We start from the raw sequence: 21,278 nt of genomic DNA on the forward strand, positions 1-21,278 counted from the left end.
TTGAAGTCGAACGTTTTGACCTACCGCAATCTAAGACATTGAGCAACTATCGAATCACCAAAAAAATATTCAAATATATCATTGTACAGACTACTTAGCTTTTTTATTGACACTTCCTACAAACCTTTCCGCACCAACTTCTTGATCAGGCGCATTAATTCCCTCTTTGTTTAACATAACTTTAACCGTTTTAAACATAATTTGAAAATCTAAAAAAATTGATCTTCTATTTACATATTCCACATCTAATGCAAATTTCTCTTCCCAAGTCAAATTATTACGGCCACTCACTTGAGCTAGACCAGTCATACCAGGCTTGACATCATGGCGGCGCATTTGATCGGGAGTATAGTGTTCTAAAAAATCTTTCATCTGTGGTCTAGGCCCAACAATACTCATATCACCTTTCAAAACATTAATAAGTTGTGGCATTTCATCTAAACTTGTTGATCGTAACTTATGCCCAAAAGAAGTAATACGCTGATCATCAGGCAACGGATTACCATTTTTATCAATCGCGTCTAGCATAGAACGGAATTTAATCATCTTAAATATTTTTGCATTTTTACCAGGTCTGTCTTGGTAAAAGAAAATTGGTGAACCTAAGTTTTTGCGAACTTTGTAGGCAACCAAAACAAATACAGGGCTTAAAATTATTAATGCAAATGCCGCAATTAATATATCAACTAACCTTTTCATATAAATAACTCCAATATTCAATGAAAGTTAAGTTAAACTTTCAATAATATCTGCCAATTTAGAACCAAGCATTTGATACTCATAATTTTCTTTCGCAAAATTATATGCATTCTCACCTAAAGTATTTCGTTCTTCTTTAGAAATATTATATAGCTTTAGAATTGCTTCCGATATTTCTTGCGGATTTTCAGCTTTAGTACTAACACCTGAGTTTGATTCTAATACTGGTTGAAATGGTGAGTTGCTAGCATATACTATAGGTCTTTTACTCGCTAGGTATTCTGGCAGCTTAGTCAAAGAGCTACCATAATTATACAAAGGAATATCCATAAACCCTACATAGCAACAATCAAAAAAAGATAATATATGTGGAACTTGTTTTTTATTAACTGCATCTATAAAAATAACATTATGACAATTCCTATCTTTTGCATATTGTTGAATTATTTTCTTTTCTTTTCCAGAACCAACAATTAAAAAATAAATATCAACATTATTCCTCAAAATCTCTGCAGACTGAATTAATGTTTCTAAAGCATTAACGAAACCTACTGTGCCACAGTATCCAACAATAAATTTATTTTTAGGAATCTCATTAATTAAAGTCTGATCTAATTTTTCAAAATCATTAAATTCTTCTAATGAAAAACCATTAGGAATCCACTTAAATTTAATCTTATTATTAAATTTATTTATATACTTATTAGCATAAGGCCAATTAGAAATAATATAATCGCAAGTATTATATGCTTTTTTTTCTAGCCAAGATAAATACATTATAAATGGATGATACTTTGACACCCCCATTTCAATTAGGGTTAACGGCCACAAATCTCTAATATCTAAAATTAATTTTGCTTCAAATCTTCTAGATAGTTTCAACGCTCCTCTATAACCAATTAAAGATGGTGTGGAATAAATTATACAATCAGGATTTTTTAAACTCAAATTTAAATTAGAAATCTTTTTTGAAAAATCAAATTCACTAAGAATCCTTATTTTACTATGTGCATTAGGATAATCTAGGCACTTAATCCAATGGAAATTAAAACCTTCAACTAGCTCCGTAGTTAACAAGTTATTTAAAATTGGCTTTTTCTTTAAAAGATGATGATTTCCTGATGCAAAAACATGTACGTCATAGCCTAATAAAGAAAGCTCTTTTGCAAAATAATAAAATCTACCGCCAAATCCATAATCTAAAGTACTTGCATATTGATTAACTAACCATACAGTCTTAGGAGTATTATTCATTTTATTAACCATTAAAGTGCCTTATTCTCTATTAATGTAGACCATGCCGAGTCACTACTATATTGCTTACTTTTTTGAATAATATTAGCATCTAATAAAAGTAAATTATCAGGATTTTCAATTAACCAAATAACTTTTTCAATAAATGCAGCTGGATTATTAAATTCAACAATATATCCTGTACATTTATCAACTATAAATTCATGAGCATTCATCCAATCAGATGCTATTACTGGTATACCCGAAATATAAGCATCCAAGATTGAGCCAGGAAAACCTTCAGTAAAATATTTTGTTGGAAAAACCATGAGGTCATAGTTCTCCAATACATCGTATACATTTAGAGGATCGACAATACCACCATAATTAATTGATGAATTCTTTAGATTTTTTAAAAATGATTTTTCATATTCATGATGAATAGGGCCATATAGGTCTATAACAATATTTGTATAACCCATTTCAATTAGTTTATGGCCTAATTGAAAAATAACATCAACACCTTTCATTTCATGTATTCTAGCCATAAATACAATTTTATTAATTCTATTATTTCTTACTATTTTTCTCTGAAAATTAGTAAGTCTAAAATTATTAAGCAACCTGACATTGGTAAAATTGTTTTCTTTTAATTTTATGCAAAGATTTTCCGTCTGAACAAAAACATTCTGTGTTTTCATCAATAATTTTTTGTGAATTGGCATATTTTCAATAAAATCAAATAACCATCCACCTACAGCAACATAATTTAATTTTTTTTTTAAAAAAAAGCATAATATAAAAATTAAAGGAAATAAATATTTTAAATTACCATGTGCTGCAATATCAAAAATAACTTTTGATTTACATATTAAAAAAATCATTTTTAAAATACTAAGTTTATTATTTTTAAATGATTGAGTATCAAAAAAAATAACCTCTGAATCACTTCTTTCCTTTATCAAATTATAGATACTGTTAGTACGAATAGTTTGTCCATCTATTTGATTATTCATCTTACCAAAATAGCCTATAACAAGTATCATATTTCTGCTCATCTAAATACCTTTAAAATCAATTAATTAAAAAAAATTTTTTCATATTCATCAGAAATTTTTTGAACAGAAAAGTCTTTAACTCGTACAGAGGCTTCATTGCTTTTAGACTCTTGCAACGATTTAATTATAGAATTAGCTAACTCAAATTCATTAGAAATTGGTACTAAACTCCCCCACTTACCACTTTCTAAAATTTCGCTAGTTCCACCTTCACAATTTGTAGCTACAATCTTCACATCACAGGCCATTGCCTCTACTAAAACATTAGGAAAACCTTCCCATAAGGAACATGATACAAATATATCCGAAGCTACAATATATTTATGAGGGTTATTAACAAATCCAGGCATCAATACATAATCTTCGATACATAATTTTTTTGTTAATTTAATCAAATTAGGTTTCAGACTACCGTCACCTAAAATTATTAATTTACAAGGAACCTTATTTCTAACAATAGAAAATGCTTTAATTAAAGTAGAAAAATCTTTTACCTCAGTCATCCTTCCAACCGAAATAATTTTAGGAAGATTATCAACAAAAAATAAATCAGTAATTTTTTCTTTACAATTAATCTTAACATTATCGATATTAACTGGATTGTGAACTACATAAATTTTATGTGAAGTACTGAATGCAAATTTTAAAAATTCATCCCTCATAAAATTACTACTAAGTACAATCTTATCAACAAAACTTAAAGAGTACCTAAAGATTTTTAATCTCAATAAATCTAAAAAATTCATTTTTTTTTGACTAGGATAAAGCATAGTCGGTTGGCGTATTATAACGCTTGTCTGTGGAGATGAGATTTTACTAAAGAATGACACAACCGTACTAAAATGAATGTGTGATGTAAATATTATATCTGGTTTATTCAAAAATAAGTATTTAATTAATTTAGGAATAGAATAGATCAACTTCTTAGTCCTAAACTCAATAATATTTACATTTGAAGGAATATCTTTAAGATAAGGCCCTTCCTTTTTTAACAACAACAAATCAATATTATAACCTTTTTTCGAAAAACTAGTAATCAAAGTGGAAATAACACGCTCCGCACCGCCACCTTGCATATCTGGAGAAAAGAAGGTTACCAATTTTTTATGATTAAAACTCATGAAAGACACCAACAATGCATTTAACTAAAACCCTTTTTTCTACAAAATATTGATAACCTTATAATTAAATATACCAAAACTATATCACTTAAAACCAAAACAAATGAGGATCTTCCTAAATAAAAAGCAGATACTATAAACACAAAAAAAGAGACTTGAGTGGCTAATCTAAGATTATTAAAATTCGAGTAAGCTAAATAATCTAATTTTGAAAAAATCCATCCAAACAATATAAATAAAAATATAACACCAAACTCTCTATAATTAAGATATACATCAGCTAGTGCTGTAGTACCCATACCATGATCTGTACCCATTATGATTGTTATATATTTAGATGTATTTTCAAACTTAATAGAAAAAATCTTATTTAAAATTAAACCAAAACCTGGTATTACAGCAATTATGTCATCTAAGTTTCCCATCCCATATAATGGCGGATTAGTTTCCTGATCCATTATAGCGGCATGGTATGACCTTAACGATCTTGCCAACTCTTCAGTTATTGGAATAATCGTTTTTTCACCTCTATTATCTATATTTTCTTTTAGGGCAATACCTTCATTAAATCGATCATAAAATGATAAATGACCATCAGTCTCTCTAAAATAACCTAAAAATTGAATAAAAATCCCACCAACCAAAATAAATATAATAATTTTACTGAAAGCAAGCTTTTTCCTAGATAAAATTAGATATCCAACAAAAGCCAATATTGTAATATTAATTATTGGCCCTCGATCCCCAGACAATATCGACAAGACAAAATATAATAGTGCTAAAATTATAATTTTTATATCATATAACTTTATATAATTTATAATATTATATTTTTCATTATTTCTTCCACTATCTATGATAACACAAATCATATAAGCCCATAAAAACATCTGAAACAGATGATTCGACTTTGCTTGCAAATAACCAATACCGTCATTATTCATCATCTCGCCATAACCACCATTAAAGTAGTCTGCTGGTGTAGATACAAAGAAAATAATAAAAAAAACAAAAGTGAAAAATTTAAGAATTAAAAATGAAAATTTATACTCTCTACCACTTGTTAATCTTAAACTTTGTTTATTAAAAGATAGCTGTAAAACATTTCCTATAAAAAAACAAACCAGTGCAATACTTGATAATGTTATAGCTTTTGACATAAGACCTGCATCAAAGTAATTTCTTAATGACAAATCAGCTTTAAAACCAAGATAATAATCAACATAAAACTGAAAATGAACCACAAAAAAACTAAAAATAAAGAGTGAGGTTATACTTACATATTGCTCTACGCCATTAGTTCGCTTTTTTCTATTTAAAAAAACAACCCAAGAAATAAAACTTAAGAATAAAACAAAACCCAAATATTGATTACTCATTATTAATGAATTTAAATTTAAATTTAAATACATAGTCATGAGAATAGTAAAAACTATAATCAATAATAATGCGAGAACAACATTTTTCATATTCAATATTACTTCTTAATAAATTCACTATCAGTCAAAGATAATAAATATAATTTTTTTTGAGATTTACTCATTCCCTTTGTTCCAACATTATATTTAAGTATCTTTACCTCAAAATCATTTAGACTACTTAATATTTTCGCAGAATTCCCCCCAACAACAACATTATCAGGTATGGATTTAGTTACTACAGAGCCTGCTGCAACTATTACATTTGAACCAATTGTAACTCCAGGCATGATCAGACAATTATTCCCTATATATACATTATCACCTATTTTAACTTTTCCAAAAAAGTCCATGTTTGGATGCTTTTTTCGTAAAACTTTAGCACCACCATGAGTGAAAATTTTTGTTCCATCTGTAATCTGAACATCATCACCAATTTCTATCAAATAAGGTTCAGAACCAAAATTTACATTTTGAATATCACAACTTTTACCAATTTTTACTCCTAAGTATCTTGCATATTTTTCTGTTGACCAAAATTTTCGTCTTATTAAGTTCAGAATTTTCAATATCATATTTAATCACCTAAACAACATTTTTTTTAGCTTCACTATATCTCTTATTTCTAAAACTTTTAAAAATATCAAGCCAAGAAAATAAAATAATAAAACAACTGGGATTATGAAAATTAAAATAAATTGATTCAAATCAAAATAAATTTTAACACTATTAAAAACCAATACCAACAAAACACTTAATACAATATTTAAAAATATACATTTTAAATCATCATACGAGAAGTAACCTTGTATTTTTCTCGCATAATAATAATTTATAAAAAAACTTAAAACACTTGTTAAGATAAATCCGTATAGCAAGTAAAGTATACTCATATGCCATACACCATATACAATAGTTATAGACTGTATAATTTTTTTTATTATCTCTAATTGTAAAATCTTTTCAGTCCTATCAAATATCTTAAATATTAATCTATTAAGCATTTCTTGCAAATAAAAAAACCCAGCTATAATCAATAATCGTAAATATATAATTGATTCAATCCAAGCATCTCCATATAAATTTAAAATAATAATATCTGCATATAAATATATTAAAACACACATCAAAGAAAGTATTATTGTAAATAGCTTTACTACAGCTGTATATAATTCATTAAATCCTATAAGATCATTTTTTATTTTTGATAAACCTGAATATACAACATTTAAAACTGTTGACTGCAATATTCCAACGGGTATTTCTTGAAGTTTCCGCCCTTGGTAATATAATCCAGTTTGTGAAATAGAGAAATATTTAGCTAATATCAACTGATAAATATTATCAAAAATAGTGTTAATTAATGATGCTAGCGTTGTATTTACACCAAACTTATAAATACTTTTAAAATATTTAAAATCAAAATTATAAACCTTCAACCGTCCTAAAGTGACCCACAACATCACAGTTAATATTAATGAATTTACTATTTGCATTAAAACTAATGACCAAATACCCCAACCATTTAATGCTAAAAAAACTCCAACTAAAGAAGCAATACCTATAGAAACAATCTCATAGATATATTTCTTTTTGAATTTCATTTCTCTAATCAATTTAGTTGATTGTGTAATTTTAAATGCATTTATTATTATCACTAAACATGAAACAACAATTAAATCTCTTAAATTTGAAATATTATAAAAATTTGAAATTAATGAGGAACATGATATTATTATTATATACAAAATCAAAGAAACAAATAAATTAAAAACAAAAACAGTGAAATAATCACTTTCAATTACATTTTCAGCTCTTACTAACGCTCCCGATAATCCTGATTCAGTCAAAACTGATGCTATAGTAATAAAAAAAAGGATTATTGCCATTTGTCCAAAAACCTCTGGACCTAATATTCTTGCCAAAATAATATTTGCAAATAAATTTATTATTAGATAGCCAAACCTCCCTACGAATGACCATATAGTATTGACCAACATGCTCTTCTGCAGGGAAGTATTCATTTAATATTACAACCTATAAATTACTTATTATTCACATACCAACGCATGGCCAATTGAATGCCTTCGGCAATTTTAAACTGCGGTGCATAACCCAAATGTTGCTCAATTTTAGCAATGCTGGCTTGTGAATGGCGTACATCGCCTGCACGGAATTCACGATAGACTGGATCACGCTCAAAGTTCACATCATTTGTCGCAAGTGCCACCTGAATGGCACGATATAACTCATTCAACGTAGTACGGTCACCCACAGCCACGTTATACACTTGGTTTTTTGCTTCATCTGATGCGGTCGCCGCCAAAATATTGGCTTGAACCGTGTTATCGATGAAACAGAAATCACGGCTGGTTTCACCGTCACCGTTGATGAAGACATCTTCACCAGCGATCATTGATGCCGTCCATTTCGGAATCACCGCAGCATAAGCACCGTTTGGATCTTGGCGTTGACCAAACACGTTGAAATAACGTAAACCAATCGCTTTAAAACCGTAGCTACGTGCAAAAACATCGGCATACAACTCATTGACATACTTCGTCACTGCATACGGTGAAAGCGGATTACCAATATTTTCTTCGACTTTTGGCAATGCAGAATGATCACCATAGGTTGAACTGCTGGCTGCATATGTGAAGCTAGTAACATCTGCATCACGTGCCGCAGTAAGCATATTTAAGAAACCACTGATATTGGTTTCATTGGTCGTGATCGGATCGGCAATCGAACGCGGTACAGAGCCTAAAGCAGCTTCATGCAAGACATAATCCACACCTGCACAGGCTTTTTGGCAGTCGGCAAATTGGCGAATATCACCTTCAATAAAACTGAATTTCGCCCATTGCTCAGCTGTCACTAAACTTTGTACTTCATCCAAATTATGCTGATGACCTGTGGCAAAGTTATCTAAACCCACCACGGTTTGATCCAGTTTTAACAAGGTCTCGAGTAAATTAGAGCCAATAAATCCAGCAACTCCAGTTACCAGCCATGTTTTAGGCGCTGTTTTAAGGTTCTCACATACCTGTTGATATTGGTTCATTTGGTATGGCTCACTTATAAACGAAGATCAGATTCGGCTTGAGATAACACGTATTTCAAGTCATACAGCACATGATCAGCTTTACCCAAAGCACGGATAGCATCTACACCCATGTCTGTAAACTGGTGATGCGCAACCGCTAAAATTACTGCATCATATTTGCCATTTTCTAAGCATGAAATTGGACTAATATCATATTCATGCTCAGCCTCAGATGTATCTACCCAAGGGTCATAAACATCTACATTAGCATTGTATTCTTTCAGCTCATTCACAATATCAATAATGCGTGTATTGCGGATATCTGGGCAATTTTCTTTAAAACTTAAACCTAAAATGAGGACCTTAGCATCTTCTACTTGAATGCGTTTTTTCAGCATGGCTTTCACCAACTGCGTTACTACATAAGCCCCCATACCATCATTTAAACGGCGGCCCGCTAAAATAATTTCTGGGTTGTAGCCAATCGCTTGCGCTTTATGGGTCAAGTAGTACGGGTCAACACCGATACAGTGACCGCCAACCAAACCCGGGCGGAACGGCAGGAAATTCCACTTAGTACCTGCCGCTTGTAATACCGCTTCAGTATCAATGCCCATTTTATTAAAAATCAGCGCCAATTCATTAATTAAGGCAATATTCACATCGCGCTGGGTGTTTTCAATCACCTTGGCTGCTTCTGCAACTTTAATACTTGAAGCTTTATGCGTGCCTGCTTCAATAATCAGGTTATAAACTGCATCAACATAATCAGCGACTTCAGGCGTTGAACCTGAGGTGATTTTTAAAATATTGGTGACACGGTGCAGTTTATCACCCGGGTTAATACGCTCAGGGCTATAGCCTGCATAAAAATCCTGATTGAATATTAAGCCTGAATTTTTCTCTAAAACAGGAATACAGACTTCTTCAGTCGCACCAGGATAAACCGTTGATTCATAGACAACCACATCACCTTTTTTCAGTACTTTAGCAATGCTTTCTGAAGCTTTCACCAAAGGGGTTAAATCTGGCTGCTTATATTCATCAATCGGGGTTGGCACTGTAACAATAAAGAAATTACAGTCTTTTAAATCTTCTAAATTTGCGCTGTAACTTAATTGAGCTGATTGTGCTAATTCTTCAGGAGAAACTTCCAGGGTATGATCACAACCGCCACGTAAGTCATCAATACGCTTCTGATGAATATCAAAGCCCACCACGGGAACTTTTTTTCCAAACTCAACAGCTAGCGGCAAACCGACATACCCTAATCCGATTATGGCAATTTTTAATTCAGAGCGTTGTAACATTCCATCAAGCCTTATATTATGTATTATTACTTCAGTAAATAAAAAAAACGGGCACAATATAACAGATTTCGTTCATAATCCCCAGCTTTGTTTTATATAGATAAATTTTATATTAAAACAATAATGCAACTAAATTAATATAAAATTACATTTAAAGCTTATAACCATCTACATATTTATTTAAAATTAATTTCAACTTACATAATAGCATTTGATTGTCTTTCAAATCTTCAAATACCTTTAACACCTCATCAAAAGATAAATACTTTTCATAAGACTTTAATATCCGTTCATGATCCGTTTTTTCAACATTTTCAGCATCAATTAACAACTCTTCATATAACTTTTCACCCGGACGTAGACCTGTAAATTGTATCTCAATATCACCTATACCATTTTCATCGATTGCTCGAAAACCACTTAAACGAATCATTTGTTTAGCTAAGTCTATTATTTTAACTGGCTCGCCCATATCAAGCAGAAATACATCACCACCTGTCCCCATCGCACCTGCTTGAATCACCAGCTGAGCTGCTTCAGGAATCGTCATAAAATAACGCGTGACTTCTGGGTGCGTTACTGTAACAGGCCCGCCTTGAGCAATCTGCTTTTTAAACAAAGGAACAACAGATCCCGAAGATCCTAATACATTCCCAAAACGGACAATACTGATTTGGGTCTTTGGATTCGTCGATGCCAAGCCCTGACAATACAGCTCTGCCATGCGTTTAGACGCACCCATCACATTGGTAGGACGCACTGCTTTATCAGTTGAAATTAATACAAAGGTTTCAATATTTTGATTCACCGCAGCATCTACACTGCGCTGCGTACCAATGGACGTATTATAAATACCTTCAAATGGGTTTGCCTCCACAAGCGGCACATGTTTATAAGCCGCCGCGTGATAAACCGTTTGTACCGCATACTGTTGCAATATACGTTCTAACTTTGGCTGATTGGTGACAGAACCTAAGACTGGAATAATTTGTATATCAGATGCCTGCAATTCACGGTCAATTGAATACAAAGCAAATTCAGACATTTCAAACAGCACCAGCAATTTCGGCTGATGCTTCACGATCTGACGGCATAACTCAGAGCCGATCGAACCACCCGCCCCTGTCACCATGACCACTTTATTTTTAATATTTTTTTCTAACAGTTCAGCTTTAGGCGGTACAGGATCACGTCCTAGTAAATCAATAATATCCACTTCACGAATATCAGAGACTTGGACTTGCCCATCGACCAACTGGGTGACCCCAGGCAACTCCATAATTTTAACATCTGCCGAATCAAAAGATTCAATAATCTCTTTTTTCCGTGCACGTCCGACTGAAGGCATGGCAAGTAAGACTTCTTCAATACCAAATTTACCCAATTTGGTTTGTGCTTTTTGGGGTGAATAAATCTTTAAACCGCTTAAAGATTGACTACGTAATGATTTTTTATCATCTATAAAACAAACAGGTAAATAATCATCTGAACGGTTTAGCGCTGCTGCAATTTGCTGACCTGCTAAGCCTGCACCATAAATTGCCACGCGCTTACGGCTTTGTTTTTTGGCAAAGGTTTTTAAGGTTGCATAACGAATGACTGCACGGCTCCACCACATGTATGAAAACAGCATAAAGCCATACATGAGTGGAATACTCATGGGAATAAATGCGACATTCAATTTTTTAATGCTGTACAGCACTACAATTTGTATAAATGTCCCGATTAATATCCGCAGTAAATAGTCTTCATTAAAAGAACGGACAATTGCGCGGTAAATCCCAAGCAAAGCAAAAATAGCAATGCCAAAAATACCGACATAGATATACCAAGCGTCTAAGCCTTGCATGACCTGTACATTCGGACGCGCCAAACGAATGGCATACGCCAGCCACATCATCAACGGTAAAACACAGATATCCATCAGCACCAAAACAATTTGCTTTTGGCGACGCGGTAGTGATGCTATAGATCGGATAATGTCTTTCACAACGTGCTCGAATCAGGTCAAGGAAATATTTGCGCGTATTATTATACGCGCTTTTCAGGTTTAGATTTTTGCGATGACTTGCGTAATGACATCCACTGTTTTTTGCAGGCTGGCATCCGACAATGTTGGATGTGCCAAGAACATCAAACTGCTTTCACCAAGTTGTTTTGCATTTGGCAATGATTCTTTTGGACGCCATGCTGTGCCATCAAAGGCTTTTTCTAAATACACTTCTGAGCATGAACCGCTAAAGCATGGAACAGCTTGAGATGAAATTTCCGCCATGATGCGGTCACGTGACCAGCCTTCTGGCAAAGCATCGACATTGACTTGCACATAGCATTTATAAGCGGCATGTACATAATCGTTTGACGGTTTCGCTACGGTAAAATAAGGGCTGCTTTCAAATATAGCTTGGATACGAGCCATATTAGTATTACGTTTTGCCGTCCATTCAGGCATTTGTTTGAGTTGCAGACGGCCAATCACGGCTTGCATTTCCATCATGCGCCAGTTGGTACCAAATGAGTCATGCAACCAACGGAAGCCCGGTGGATGTTGCTTGTTATAAACGCTATCAAAGTTTTTGCCGTGATCTTTATACGACCACATTATTTTCCAAAGACCTTCATCATTGGTGGTGACCATACCGCCTTCACCGCCTGTGGTCATAATCTTGTCTTGGCAGAATGACCAAGCGCCAATATGACCAATTGAACCTGCCGATTTACCTTTGTACATTGCACCATGCGCTTGGGCACAGTCTTCAATCACGAAGATGCCTTTTTCCTCAGCCAATTGCATGATCGGATCCATATCACACATCCACCCTGCCAAATGCACACAAATAATGGCTTTGGTATTGGGAGTGACGACTGCTTCAATTGTACGGCGTGAAATATTTTGTGAATCCAGTTCCACATCGGCAAAAATCGGATTGGCACCTGCGGTGACAATTGAACTTGCTGACGCTAAGAAGGTCCGTGAGGTGACAATCACGTCATCACCTGCACCCACACCCAAAGCTTTGAGTGCTAAATCGAGTGCCACAGTCCCATTGGCAACAGCAACTGCATGCTGAGTTCCTGCAAACTGTGCAAATTCCTTTTCGAATTCACGGCATTCCTGACCTGTCCAATAATTCACTTTATTGGATAATAGGACTTTTGACACCGCATCGGCTTCTGCTTGGGTAAAGCTTGGCCAAGGCTCAAATGCACTGTTTAACATGGAATTTTCCCAGTCTAAAAATCGAGTTTAAAAATCTATTTTGAAGTCAGAATTCGGGCGGGATTACCCACCACGGTGACGCCTACGGGTACACTTTTGGTCACGACAGCACCCATACCCACAATCGCACCTGCACCAATCACTAAAGGCTGATCAGGTATGCCCTGCTTAATCATCGCACCCGCGCCAATATAGGCATGCGCGTGTATATGAATATTGCCGTTGCATTTTACGCCTGGCGCGAAAGTAACGAAATCCCCAATCACACAATCATGCTCAACATAACTGTATAAATTGGCATGGAAGCACTTGCCGATTTTGACATTGGAGCCAATGGTGACAAAAGGACTTAAAGCCGAACCTTCAGCGAGTTCAATCTGATCCATTAAAACCACATTATCCGCAGTGATCGACCAAAGCTGAATGCCATCCGCTTCTAAACGCTGAGCAATTTTTTCACGCACACGACTATTGGCAATCGCAATTTGCACGTATTTTGTCGATGCAAATTCATTGAGAAACGCTTGGTAATTCATGGCACGATGACCATTGACCCAAGCCATTGCTGTTAAAGCATCATCGATAAAGATAATTTCAGAAGCATCACCTTGACGTGCCAATTGCTGACGCGCGACAGGCATCAGGCTACGCCCACAACCTGAAACCCCATAAATCGCATAGAGTGTTGTCATTTTTTTTGTTCCGGTGTTCCGGTAAATTTGGTCGTGGTGGCTTCACCTTCGGCACTAATATCATCTTTGGCAATCACTTTTTTCACGGTTTTTAGCATGATTTTAAAATCCAGCCATAAAGACTGATTTTCCACATACCAAGTATCAAGCTCAAACTTTTTTTCCCATGAAATGGCATTACGACCATTCACTTGAGCATGTCCTGTGATGCCCGGACGCACATGATGACGCTTGGCCTGCTCACGATTATAGAGCGGTAAATATTCCATCAATAATGGTCTTGGTCCGACAATACTCATATCGCCTTTAATCACATTCCACAGTTCAGGCATTTCATCCAAACTGGTGGCACGAAGCATTTTACCAAATGCGGTCAGACGCTCACTGTCTGGCAATGGATTGCCATCGAGATCTAGTGCATCTTTCATGGTGCGGAACTTCACCATTTCAAAAGGCTTGCCATACAGACCCGGACGTAGCTGACGGAATAAAACAGGAGAACCTAAATTCTTTTTCACCTTATAAGCCACCAAAGCATAAATAGGAGACAGCAGCACCAGCGCAGATGATGCAATAACAATATCCAATAAACGCTTTAACATGGTTCACTCTTAAGATTAGATGAAGATGGGGGAATGGTATCCATTTCTAGCAATGATTATACCCTGTTCGAGACCATCAGATTTGTAAAATATTTCAATCGTCAAAGGGACTCAAGTAGTGCCCATTCCAAAAGATCCCGAAAATATAGTCGTTTAGAGATCGGTCCAACGACGATTGACTGCATGACCCGGGTTATTCATGCTGATAACTTTCGCGTAGTTTCCTACCGCAGTTGCATTTTCAGGAATGTCTTTCGTCACAACGCTGCCCGCACCGATAGTGGCATTATTGCCAATTTTGACATGCTCAATGATGCAAACATTCGGCCCAATATAAACATTGTCACCAATTTCTGCTGCTTGACGGCCGCCATTGGCACCAATCGTTGTAAATTGCGATAAATTTACATTATTGCCAAGCACAGTCGTAGGGTTAACAACCAGCGGCCCGCCATGACCAATAAACAGACCATATCCAATTTGAGTTGTGGTATGAATATCTATGCCGTACTGCTTTTTTTTATAATAATAAATTGGATAAGCCAACTTTGCCCAAAATGATTTTGCACTGGCCAAACGCAGCCAAAATGAAAAATTAAAACCGCGATTGAATAAATAAGTTTTCAAAAATGATTTAAAACCAAGATTGCCCGTATAACGGTATAAATCACTTTTTATATATTTTAAAGTCATCTGGATCGCCTCTTAAATTGGGTGAATCGCCTTTAATGGATACCCATTTCAGCCAGCATATGCTTATTCACTTGATGCACATCATATTTATTCAGCGCAATTTCCCGCGAACGCTGTCCCATATACTCAATCAGTTTTGGATCTTCAATAAAGTATTGCATGCATTGCACCAAATCATCTACAGACTTCACTCCGACCAAATAACCATTCACACCGTGCGATACCGTTTCACGACAACCTGGTGCATCGGTGGTAATAATCGCCCGTCCCATAGCCATCGCCTCTAATACCGTACGTGGCGTGCCTTCACGGTAGGAGGGCAACACGTAGACCGAGCTTTCCGCAATTGCAGGACGTACGTCACTGAGTTTGCCCCAATATTTGAGGCGATCATCGGCAATCCATTCATCGAGTTCGGCTTTAGAAATAGCTGATGGATTATCATCAATCCAACCGACTAAATGAAATTCCGATTCAGGATATTGTGCTTTGATGATGCGCGCCGATTCAGCATATTCGCGCACACCTTTATCACCCAAAAGCCGTGCAATAAGTAAAAATGAGGCTTTAACTGTCCCCACATCATTTTGCGGTAAGGGCAAGACATCAAAGTCTTGCACATTCACCCCTGAACCATTCACCACCACCGTCGGCTTACTAGCATCCAGTAAGTGCATGTCTTGGAACAGCTTTAAATCGTCTGGGTTTTGGAAAAAAACTTTGTCGCTACGTTTGAGCGCTTGCGCATATAAGCCATGCACCAGTTTTTGAAATAGACTGCGCTTACCCGCTTCTACATTTTGAAAGGCATAACCCAGACCAGTAATTAAAGCAAAACGATGCGGTACTTTCACCAGCCATGACGCGAGCGTGCCATAAATCACAGGCTTAATCGTATAGGACAGTACGTAGTCAGGCTGAATTTGACGGATCTTCTGATAGAGATGTTTTAACAGTTTTAAATCCGACAGCGGATTGGTGCCTGTGCGCTGCATGGGAATTTCATGCAGATGATAGCCAAGGGCTTGCAGTTTTTGCTGTTCTTCAGGGAATGATGCGAATTCAGGCGCCATAATATGAATTTCGTAGCCTTGTGCATGAATAGCTTCCAACAGTTTCCCGCGGAAATTTAAAACAGAAGGCAAAAAACTGCTGATCATCAGAAATTTCAACGGCTTTGCTCCCAAACTTGCATATATTGCTGACTCACTTTCTCAATACTGAAATGTGCTTCTACGCGCTCACGCACGGCTTGTTTCAACTGCAATCTTTGATCATTGCTTTGCTGCACATAATTTAAAATTGCTTGCACCAATACAGCCGAATTGCGCGGCGGTACAATTTCGCCAAGCTCTTGCACAATATATTGCGCATCACCAACATCGGTGCTGATACAAGGCAAACCTGATGCCATGGCTTCGACCAACACATTCGGAAAACCTTCGGTAATTGAAGTCATGAGGAATACATCAATAGATTGATAAAACGCAGGCATATCTGAAATTTGATCCAATAAATGGACTTTTTCGGCATCTAATTGATACTGATCAAATAAAGCTTTGATCTCAGGATTCTCCAAACTCGCTCCGCTACCTGCAATTTTAAAGATGATGTTTTTATCTTTAAGTAAGCCCATAGTTTCAAATAAATACGGATAGCCTTTTGCAGGATGGTAACGTCCGGCAAAGCCAATCACGGTTGGTTGATGCAATTCTGGGTTCGGCTGAAATTTATCAAGAAATACCCCATTGGCAATCACCTCACTATTCGGGTTTTGAAAACCAAATGCTTGGTGCTGTTCTAATGAAGAATGCGCACAATAAATAATGTGACTTGGCTGTTTTGATAAAATTTTACTTAAACCTAAAGCAATCTTAGTACTGATCGATTCATCTTTTGGAGAAGCAAGTGAGTGATGAATGCCCCATACCACCTTTGGTTTTTTTGCTAAGCCAATGACACTCAAACTGGTTAAGGCATTGGCATGGTACATCCAACATTGCACGGTTTTTGGTTGTAACTGCTTTAGCAATTTACGTAATTTTTGAATGGTACTCAGGGTATTGATGCCATTCCAACCTAAAGCATAATGTGACTGACAACGATCGAGCGTGCTTTTATAGACCTCTGAAGTTTTCATCAGTGCAATGATCACGTGCTGATAGTCATGTTCAGTTTGCTGAATTAAGCGTGCCAACATCATTTCGGCACCACCCACGCCTGCAAAGTTGGTGATCACATGTACCATCAAAGGTTTGCTCATACCGCCGACTCCATCATTCGCAAATACTGCTTGAGTACGGTTTGCTTATGAAACTGCTGAATATGTGATTCAAAATCAGCATCTTGATATTGCACATAATCTGCAAATATCGCTTGCTGCATCGCTTGGGTTAACCCTACCTGATCGTTGCATTCAACCAATAAACCAAACTTAGAGTTTTCTAGAATTTCCATTGGTCCACTTGGACAGTTGGTACTCACTACTTTCACTTTAGAGGCTAAGGCTTGAATAAGTACACCCGGCAAGCCTTCCCAATTCGAGCTTAAAACAAATAGCGATGCATATTTAAAATAAGCGTATGGATTGGCATCAAAGCCCGGCAAATCCACCACGTCTTTTAAACCCAATTCAGCAACTAAAGCCTCAAACTCTGCACGCAGTTCGCCCTCACCTAAAATCAATAATCGGGTTTCATGATGCTGATCATGCAAAGCTTTAAAGGAGCGGATCAGAAAACCAAAGTTTTTCGCTTCAGTCAGACGCCCTACTGCCAAAATCACTTTATTGTCATTATTAAAAAAGCGATGCGTAACGGGCGCTTTGAGCTTTTCAAAATAGGCATCATCCAATACGGGGTTATAAATGGTGCTCAGATTATTATTTTTATAGGCATAGTATTCACGAAAATCTGCTTCAACCCCTTTGGAGACACAGACTACTTGCTGTGCCATAGGATAAGTCCAATTCACCAAAGTTTTCAGCACAAATTTGGCAATGCCCTGCAATTTCAAATTCTTAGATGGCGTCGACACTTCACGGAAAATTAATGCAGTTTTAACGCCTGCCAGTTTTTTGGCAATACCTGCAATAATATTGGTATGGGTTTGAGTGGCCACTACACAATCATATTGTTCTTTTTGCATTTGGTTTTTCAATGCTGTGAGGCTATTCATCACACGACCGCAATTAAAATTGACCAATTGAATTTTCGGGCTGACTTCAGGCAAGAGTTTGGCTTTATCACCTGTGACATCACACACACCCAAATGAATATTGAGACCTTGTTCTGCAAAGCTATTGGCAAGTTGAATGACTGTACGTTCTGCACCGCCACCGCCCAAGCTTGGCAAAAAGAACATGACTTTATTCAACATAATCAGACCTAAATTTTAAAATGGGAGAATATTAATGTGGTGTTTTTGAGGCTTGAATCGCAATGGCGCGTTCAACCCGCTCACGATAATCCGTAATGCCAGCAAGCTCACTGTCACTGGCACAGGTGCTTTGAATTTTGGCTTGATAGTCTGCAAAACTGGATACCACTTTAGCAGGTACGCCAATCGCCACACTATGATCAGGAATGTCTTTGGTCACCACCGAGCCTGCGCCAATCACCACGTTGGAGCCAATGCTCACACCGGGCATAACGATTGTATTGACCCCAATAAACACATGCGATCCCACTTGAATTGGTGCAAAGCGTTGGTAGCGTTTACCTTGCTCATCTTTGATTAAACAAGTACTGCCATCATGGGTAATAAATTTCACCCCTGAGGTCACGGTCACATGATCACCAATACTGACCAAAAATGGTTCTGAGCCCCAGCTTTTAATATAAATTCGGCAATTTTCACCGACTTTTACACCTTTTTTACGTGCATAAGCCACACTGCCTTTTGCAATAAAATAAGCCAAATCAAACAGCTGTCGAAAAGCAGAAATCATAAATGACATACACAATACCTGAATGAGGCGAGGCAACTTAAAAGGAGGAAAATAAGTCAGCTATTTTACGCTGAAAATCCACTTTACGATATGGAAACCGCAGTCACGATGCAGGATGAAAAAATAAGATCAGAGCGATTTGATTTTTCTAGCAGGACTACCGACATAGACACCTGATTCGTCCAAAGGTTTCGAAACCAGACTGCACGCGCCAATCACCGAATCACTTGGAATTTTCACGCCATCAAGTACCGTCACCCGCGCACCAAGCCAAATATTTTCGCCTAAACTGACCCCTTGTTTGGTAATCGCATCTTTCACCAACAGATCAGGCTCACCAAATTTATGATTACTGGCAATGATGATGCTTTGCGTGCCAATACGGGTGTTGTCGCCAATGCTGACACCGCCACAGCCATTAATAAATGACTTCGAGTTAATGCTGACGTCTTTACCAATCGACACCTTGCCACCAAAGCATTTGATATAACAACTTTCACCAATAAAACTGTTATCTGCGATTTCTAAGCTTGCACCTTGCTCGACAATTAAACTGACATGATCGCCAATATAAACATTCTGACCAATTTTCACTTGTCCGCTAATATCAACCGTACAGGCTTTACCAAAGTAACGAAATTTCGTGCTAAAAGCCAGGTTATAAAATTGCTGACGGCATTGTGCAGTGAACCAATTCATCAGTTTTAACAGTTTAAAAAACATCAGCTTTTGTTTCTCCACACTACATATAAAATGGCAAAGTTATAAATGATTAGTGCCACAGGCACCGCCAAGAGCATATAAATTTTATCGGCACATAAAACATATAAGCCTGCAAATAAAGCGAACTTAATCATGAGTTCTACGATTTGCAGTTTAAATAACACTTGGCTATTGCGCTTGGCAATTAAATAAGCCGAACTTGGCGGATTACAAAAAACCGCCCAATAGCCCAACGCCAAAATTTGGAAATAAGTTGAGATGCCAACCCATTCAGAACCGAAAATCCAAAGATATACCGATTCAGGCAAGATAAAGAAAATTGCAAAAAGAGGCAGCGACACCAAGCTTAAAAGCACACTTGCCTTCAAGGCATTTTTGTTTGAATCCGTGCTTTTAAACTTACGGATAAAAAATTGACGTAAAGTCTGTGAAATCAAATTGATTGGGACACGTAAAGTCCGCTCGACAATGGCATAAAAACCCATTGCCTGCACACCCACAAAATGCGACACCACATAATACGGTAAATTATGTGAAAAACTGTTCAGCAAGGCATGCGGGGTATTGGCATAGATAAAATCTTTATAATGTTTAAACGCCTGCCAACTGACTTGATAGAGCTGATACTTCAATATGTAGAGTAACATCGCCACGATCATCAGGATCGAACTGACATTGTAGCTATTGACCAGACTGATCTGCATGAACAGTGGCAAACTCAATTGCACCGCAACGACGATCGCACTTCTAAAAATATTTAAGCCCGCACAAAAATATTCCTTATGCACAGCAAATTGATAGTTATAAACACTCTGAAGCAAGGTATTGGCAAGCACGCCGGTTGCCACAGCACATGCCATTTCAACATTTAAAATCACGCTGATGACGATGCCACTCATCACAGCGATTACTGTTGAGAATATAGCCCCTTCAAAAATCAGGCTTTTTTTATCATGTTCCTCTGCGACCAACAAAGCTTGATCGAGACGTAAATTGGCAACGGTCGATAAAACACTGACGATCGCCAATGCAATTCCGTAAGCACCAAAGTCAGCAACAGAATATAGACGTGTTAAAGCAGGAAGTGCGATAAATGTCATTATCGCACCTGCCAGTAAACTGAGTGTAATCAGCCCAATGGACTGATATTTTGCGAAGATTTTCGCAATCATCGGTTCAATATCATTTTAAGTTATTGACGTACCAACGCATCGCCAATTGAATGCCTTCAGCAATTTTAAACTCGGGCGCATAACCCAAATGTTGCTCAATTTTAGCAATGCTGGCTTGTGAATGACGTACATCACCTGCACGGAACTCACGGTACACAGGATCACGCTCAAAGTTCACATCATTTGTCGCAAGTGCCACCTGAATGGCACGATATAACTCATTCAACGTAGTACGGTCACCCACAGCCACGTTATACACTTGGTTTTTTGCTTCATCTGATGCGGTCGCCGCCAAAATATTGGCTTGAACCGTGTTATCGATGAAACAGAAATCACGGCTGG

At 36.6% G+C, this 21,278-nt stretch carries 20 protein-coding genes and 1 pseudogene; all 21 read right to left on the reverse strand.

Going from position 1 to position 21,278, the window contains the following annotated elements; all coding sequences use genetic code 11:
• Positions 1–90 precede the first annotated feature (90 nt).
• Positions 91–699, reverse strand: a complete 609-nt coding sequence (locus B1202_RS15730; RefSeq protein WP_078191538.1) for a sugar transferase — start codon at positions 697–699, stop codon at positions 91–93.
• Between the two features lie 27 nt (positions 700–726).
• Positions 727–1,953, reverse strand: coding sequence for a glycosyltransferase family 4 protein (locus tag B1202_RS15735; protein WP_171262676.1), 1,227 nt, complete (start codon positions 1,951–1,953; stop codon positions 727–729).
• 11 nt (positions 1,954–1,964) lie between these two features.
• On the reverse strand, positions 1,965–2,990 hold the full coding sequence (locus tag B1202_RS15740) for a glycosyltransferase (RefSeq protein ID WP_078191540.1): 1,026 nt from the start codon (positions 2,988–2,990) through the stop codon (positions 1,965–1,967).
• A 20-nt stretch (positions 2,991–3,010) separates the two neighbouring features.
• A complete protein-coding gene (locus tag B1202_RS15745; RefSeq protein WP_078191541.1) occupies positions 3,011–4,111 on the reverse strand; it encodes a glycosyltransferase in 1,101 nt (366 codons plus the stop codon).
• Positions 4,112–4,131: 20 nt separating this feature from the next.
• Positions 4,132–5,580, reverse strand: coding sequence for an O-antigen polymerase (locus B1202_RS15750; RefSeq protein WP_078191542.1), 1,449 nt, complete (start codon positions 5,578–5,580; stop codon positions 4,132–4,134).
• 8 nt (positions 5,581–5,588) lie between these two features.
• Complete coding sequence (locus tag B1202_RS16725) at positions 5,589–6,104, reverse strand: acyltransferase (RefSeq protein WP_078191543.1); 516 nt, start codon at positions 6,102–6,104, stop codon at positions 5,589–5,591.
• Positions 6,105–6,110: 6 nt separating this feature from the next.
• Complete coding sequence (locus B1202_RS15760; RefSeq protein WP_171262677.1) at positions 6,111–7,529, reverse strand: lipopolysaccharide biosynthesis protein; 1,419 nt, start codon at positions 7,527–7,529, stop codon at positions 6,111–6,113.
• A 44-nt stretch (positions 7,530–7,573) separates the two neighbouring features.
• Entirely contained in the window at positions 7,574–8,593 is a 1,020-nt protein-coding gene (locus B1202_RS15765; protein ID WP_078191545.1) for an NAD-dependent epimerase/dehydratase family protein, read from the reverse strand.
• 14 nt (positions 8,594–8,607) lie between these two features.
• Entirely contained in the window at positions 8,608–9,885 is a 1,278-nt protein-coding gene (gene tviB, locus B1202_RS15770) for a Vi polysaccharide biosynthesis UDP-N-acetylglucosamine C-6 dehydrogenase TviB (RefSeq protein WP_078191546.1), read from the reverse strand.
• A 151-nt stretch (positions 9,886–10,036) separates the two neighbouring features.
• Positions 10,037–11,875: a polysaccharide biosynthesis protein gene (locus B1202_RS15775; RefSeq protein ID WP_078191547.1), complete on the reverse strand. Its 1,839-nt coding sequence runs from the start codon at positions 11,873–11,875 to the stop codon at positions 10,037–10,039.
• 60 nt (positions 11,876–11,935) lie between these two features.
• Positions 11,936–13,105, reverse strand: coding sequence for a DegT/DnrJ/EryC1/StrS family aminotransferase (locus B1202_RS15780; protein ID WP_078191548.1), 1,170 nt, complete (start codon positions 13,103–13,105; stop codon positions 11,936–11,938).
• Between the two features lie 35 nt (positions 13,106–13,140).
• Positions 13,141–13,797, reverse strand: a complete 657-nt coding sequence (locus B1202_RS15785; RefSeq protein ID WP_078191549.1) for a NeuD/PglB/VioB family sugar acetyltransferase — start codon at positions 13,795–13,797, stop codon at positions 13,141–13,143.
• Complete coding sequence (locus B1202_RS15790; RefSeq protein ID WP_078191550.1) at positions 13,794–14,399, reverse strand: sugar transferase; 606 nt, start codon at positions 14,397–14,399, stop codon at positions 13,794–13,796. Before B1202_RS15790 ends, B1202_RS15785 begins: the two co-directional genes overlap by 4 nt.
• A 153-nt stretch (positions 14,400–14,552) precedes the next feature.
• Complete coding sequence (locus B1202_RS15795; RefSeq protein WP_060513820.1) at positions 14,553–15,092, reverse strand: serine O-acetyltransferase; 540 nt, start codon at positions 15,090–15,092, stop codon at positions 14,553–14,555.
• Between the two features lie 32 nt (positions 15,093–15,124).
• Complete coding sequence (locus tag B1202_RS15800) at positions 15,125–16,264, reverse strand: glycosyltransferase family 4 protein (RefSeq protein WP_078191551.1); 1,140 nt, start codon at positions 16,262–16,264, stop codon at positions 15,125–15,127.
• Entirely contained in the window at positions 16,261–17,355 is a 1,095-nt protein-coding gene (locus B1202_RS15805; RefSeq protein WP_078191552.1) for a glycosyltransferase, read from the reverse strand. Before B1202_RS15805 ends, B1202_RS15800 begins: the two co-directional genes overlap by 4 nt.
• Complete coding sequence (locus B1202_RS15810; protein WP_078191553.1) at positions 17,352–18,470, reverse strand: glycosyltransferase; 1,119 nt, start codon at positions 18,468–18,470, stop codon at positions 17,352–17,354. Before B1202_RS15810 ends, B1202_RS15805 begins: the two co-directional genes overlap by 4 nt.
• A 31-nt stretch (positions 18,471–18,501) precedes the next feature.
• A complete protein-coding gene (locus B1202_RS15815) occupies positions 18,502–19,050 on the reverse strand; it encodes an acyltransferase (protein ID WP_078191554.1) in 549 nt (182 codons plus the stop codon).
• Positions 19,051–19,170: 120 nt separating this feature from the next.
• Positions 19,171–19,764: an acyltransferase gene (locus B1202_RS15820; protein ID WP_078191555.1), complete on the reverse strand. Its 594-nt coding sequence runs from the start codon at positions 19,762–19,764 to the stop codon at positions 19,171–19,173.
• Positions 19,764–20,936, reverse strand: a complete 1,173-nt coding sequence (locus B1202_RS15825) for a lipopolysaccharide biosynthesis protein (protein WP_078191556.1) — start codon at positions 20,934–20,936, stop codon at positions 19,764–19,766. Before B1202_RS15825 ends, B1202_RS15820 begins: the two co-directional genes overlap by 1 nt.
• Before the next feature lie 10 nt (positions 20,937–20,946).
• Positions 20,947–21,278: pseudogene (locus tag B1202_RS15830) on the reverse strand (LPS biosynthesis protein WbpP); the annotation flags it as partial.

Source organism: Acinetobacter amyesii (assembly GCF_002018365.1).
GTDB lineage: Bacteria > Pseudomonadota > Gammaproteobacteria > Pseudomonadales > Moraxellaceae > Acinetobacter > Acinetobacter amyesii.

Bases quoted from the DNA above. Each gene is read 5' to 3' on its own strand.
- B1202_RS15785 (WP_078191549.1), bottom strand. From the start codon at position 13,797: ATGACAACACTCTATGCGATTTATGGGGTTTCAGGTTGTGGGCGTAGC.
- B1202_RS15740 (WP_078191540.1), bottom strand. From the start codon at position 2,990: ATGAGCAGAAATATGATACTTGTTATAGGCTATTTTGGTAAGATGAAT.
- tviB (WP_078191546.1), bottom strand. From the start codon at position 9,885: ATGTTACAACGCTCTGAATTAAAAATTGCCATAATCGGATTAGGGTAT.
- B1202_RS15745 (WP_078191541.1), bottom strand. From the start codon at position 4,111: ATGAGTTTTAATCATAAAAAATTGGTAACCTTCTTTTCTCCAGATATG.
- B1202_RS15795 (WP_060513820.1), bottom strand. From the start codon at position 15,092: ATGACTTTAAAATATATAAAAAGTGATTTATACCGTTATACGGGCAAT.
- B1202_RS15780 (WP_078191548.1), bottom strand. From the start codon at position 13,105: ATGTTAAACAGTGCATTTGAGCCTTGGCCAAGCTTTACCCAAGCAGAA.
- B1202_RS15735 (WP_171262676.1), bottom strand. From the start codon at position 1,953: ATGAATAATACTCCTAAGACTGTATGGTTAGTTAATCAATATGCAAGT.
- B1202_RS15805 (WP_078191552.1), bottom strand. From the start codon at position 17,355: ATGAGCAAACCTTTGATGGTACATGTGATCACCAACTTTGCAGGCGTG.
- B1202_RS15815 (WP_078191554.1), bottom strand. From the start codon at position 19,050: ATGTCATTTATGATTTCTGCTTTTCGACAGCTGTTTGATTTGGCTTAT.
- B1202_RS15820 (WP_078191555.1), bottom strand. From the start codon at position 19,764: ATGTTTTTTAAACTGTTAAAACTGATGAATTGGTTCACTGCACAATGC.
- B1202_RS15750 (WP_078191542.1), bottom strand. From the start codon at position 5,580: ATGAAAAATGTTGTTCTCGCATTATTATTGATTATAGTTTTTACTATT.
- B1202_RS15790 (WP_078191550.1), bottom strand. From the start codon at position 14,399: ATGTTAAAGCGTTTATTGGATATTGTTATTGCATCATCTGCGCTGGTG.
- B1202_RS15730 (WP_078191538.1), bottom strand. From the start codon at position 699: ATGAAAAGGTTAGTTGATATATTAATTGCGGCATTTGCATTAATAATT.
- B1202_RS15760 (WP_171262677.1), bottom strand. From the start codon at position 7,529: ATGTTGGTCAATACTATATGGTCATTCGTAGGGAGGTTTGGCTATCTA.
- B1202_RS16725 (WP_078191543.1), bottom strand. From the start codon at position 6,104: ATGATATTGAAAATTCTGAACTTAATAAGACGAAAATTTTGGTCAACA.
- B1202_RS15810 (WP_078191553.1), bottom strand. From the start codon at position 18,470: ATGTTGAATAAAGTCATGTTCTTTTTGCCAAGCTTGGGCGGTGGCGGT.
- B1202_RS15825 (WP_078191556.1), bottom strand. From the start codon at position 20,936: ATGATTGCGAAAATCTTCGCAAAATATCAGTCCATTGGGCTGATTACA.
- B1202_RS15765 (WP_078191545.1), bottom strand. From the start codon at position 8,593: ATGAACCAATATCAACAGGTATGTGAGAACCTTAAAACAGCGCCTAAA.